At 55.0% G+C, this 2,220-nt stretch carries 3 protein-coding genes; all 3 read right to left on the reverse strand.

Annotation, left to right across the window (positions count from 1 at the left end):
• The coding region (locus FBQ85_29465) for a hypothetical protein (GenBank protein ID MDL1879260.1) at window positions 1–300 on the reverse strand (300 nt) is incomplete at its 3' end.
• Between the two features lie 99 nt (window positions 301–399).
• Window positions 400–1,752 (reverse strand): aspartate aminotransferase family protein, encoded by a 1,353-nt coding sequence (locus tag FBQ85_29470; GenBank protein ID MDL1879261.1) that lies wholly within the window; start codon window positions 1,750–1,752, stop codon window positions 400–402.
• Between the two features lie 21 nt (window positions 1,753–1,773).
• Window positions 1,774–2,088: an antibiotic biosynthesis monooxygenase gene (locus FBQ85_29475; GenBank protein MDL1879262.1), complete on the reverse strand. Its 315-nt coding sequence runs from the start codon at window positions 2,086–2,088 to the stop codon at window positions 1,774–1,776.
• Window positions 2,089–2,220 lie beyond the last annotated feature (132 nt).

Raw genomic sequence — 2,220 nt, forward strand, 5'->3', positions numbered from 1 at the left:
CAGCGGCGCATCAGACGCCAGATAGTCATCGAACTTTTTCAAGGCTTCAAAAAAGCGCGCGACTTCCTGCTCCCACGGCAAAGGTGTTGAGTCGTTCCACCGCTGCTCACCTTCCGCAAGCGATAATGCCCAGTCGAGCAAATCACCGAGATGCGCCAGAATCTGCGCCGGCGTGCGCGTGGTTTCGTCGATGCGAAACGAGGCGAAATTTTCCGGAATATCGCGCAGGGTTTTGCCGGCGCGGTAGGCCAGCGTTGCAACCGTGTGGCGCAGGAGTTCGCGTTTAGGATCGATTGTCATCATTATTGCCTATCAGTAGAACGGGAAGTTCAGAAAGTCGTCGACGAATCTGTTTGAATTTGATGCAACCCATTTGTACTTGATATCACAAGCCGATTTTCAAGCGTACTTTTTCGCGATTCGAATCATCGCCTCCAAGCTGCGCTCGACATCTTCATCTGTCGTTGCCCAGGAAGAAACGCTGATGCGCATCGCGGTTTTTCCCTGCCACACCGTGCCGCCGCACCAACACGTGCCGTCGGCTTGAATCGCGGCAATGACGCGATTGGTTTTCTCGGCATCACCAAATGAAACCAAAACTTGGTTCAACACGACTTCATTGAGAATTTGAAAACCGGCAGCGCTCAGGCCTTCGGCAAATCGCCGGGCATGGCGGCACGTGCGCTCAATCAAATCCGCCAAACCCTTTTTTCCCAGACTGCGCAAAGCGGCCCACACTTCCACGCCGCGCGCGCGCCGCGACAGCTCAGGCGTGTAGTCGGAAGGGTTGCGCTCCGGACTTTCCGTCGGCAGGTATTCTGCAGTGATTGCCATGGCCGCGCGCAGCGTCTCGGCATTGCGCACAAACGCCAGGCCGCAATCGTACGGCACGTTGAGATACTTGTGCGCATCGGTCGCCCATGAATCGGCGTTTTGAATTCCCTTGGCAAGATATGCGTGTGAAGGCGCGGCCGCAGCCCACAAGCCAAAAGCGCCATCGACATGTACCCAGGCGCCGCTGTCATGCGCAATGCTGCAAATCTGCTCGATGGGATCGAAGGCGCCGGTGTTGATGTTGCCTGCCTGCACGCAAATGATCGTGGGGCCGGCGTTTTTGGGAAACGCCTCGGCGCGCATGCGGCCCTGGCCATCAACCGGAACTTTGACCACGCGACTTCTGCCGAGACCGAGCAATCCCAGCGATTTGAACAGCGTGGGATGCGCTTCTGCGCCGACGATGACGGTGATCGGCGGTGCGCCAAACAATCCCTCCGCTTCGACATTCCATCCGGCGTGTTTGAGAACGGCATGGCGCGCGGCCGCGAGCGCTGTGAAGTTAGCAACCGTTGCGCCGGTGACAAATGCGCCGCCGCTTTGCAACGGCAATTTCAAGACTTCAAGCAGCCACCGCAACGCAATGATTTCGAGATATGCGGTGCCGGGAGTTACTTTGTACAATCCGGTGTTTTGATCCCATGCGGCAGCGAGCCAATTTGCCGCCAGCGCTGCCGGTAACGAGCCGCCGATAACGAAGCCATAAAATCGCCGCCCGGCAATCGCCATGGTTGCCGGTGAACCGAACTCGTCGAGCATCTGCAACACGCTTTGCGGATCAACCGGATCTTCCGGCAGCGGCTCGTTGAAGCGGGACAAATTCGCGATCGCTTCAGCGCTCGGTGCAACACCGCGTGTTTCCAAATTTTGCAAATAGCTGATGGCGCGTTCCGCCGCGGCTTTTAATAACTCCTGCATATCGTTCTCCATTCTGCGCATTCAAACTGTTGAGGAATTGACCAGCACTTCGTAATGTGTTACATGAGGTTCGAACTCGAGCAAAAACGCCGCGTCTTCAGGATAATATTTTGCTTTCTCAAAATCCTCGCCGGCAAATTTCTTGATGGCTTCAACAGAATCCCAGTGTGTGATCAACAGAAAATGCGCGCGGTCGCCTTCGATTCGTCGCAAAATATACACACCCCGATTGCCCTCGGTCGATTGATAATCCGGGACGCCGGTTTTTTTCAAGACTTCGAGATAGTCATCTGCTTTTGCCGCCGGCGTCATGCCGTGCCACATTCTGGCGATCATGCTATCCTCCAAAACAATACTAGGATTGTCGACTAAATAACTTGCCCAAATCTCAAACCGCGAATGCACGCCAATAAACGCGAATTTTAAGATTAGCGAATATTCGCGTTTATTAGCGGTTCCCCAAATGAG

The sequence above is a fragment of the Cytophagia bacterium CHB2 genome, from assembly GCA_030263535.1.
Classification (GTDB): domain Bacteria; phylum Zhuqueibacterota; class Zhuqueibacteria; order Zhuqueibacterales; family Zhuqueibacteraceae; genus Coneutiohabitans.

Bases quoted from the DNA above. Each gene is read 5' to 3' on its own strand.
- FBQ85_29470 (MDL1879261.1), bottom strand. From the start codon at position 1,752: ATGCAGGAGTTATTAAAAGCCGCGGCGGAACGCGCCATCAGCTATTTG.
- FBQ85_29475 (MDL1879262.1), bottom strand. From the start codon at position 2,088: ATGATCGCCAGAATGTGGCACGGCATGACGCCGGCGGCAAAAGCAGAT.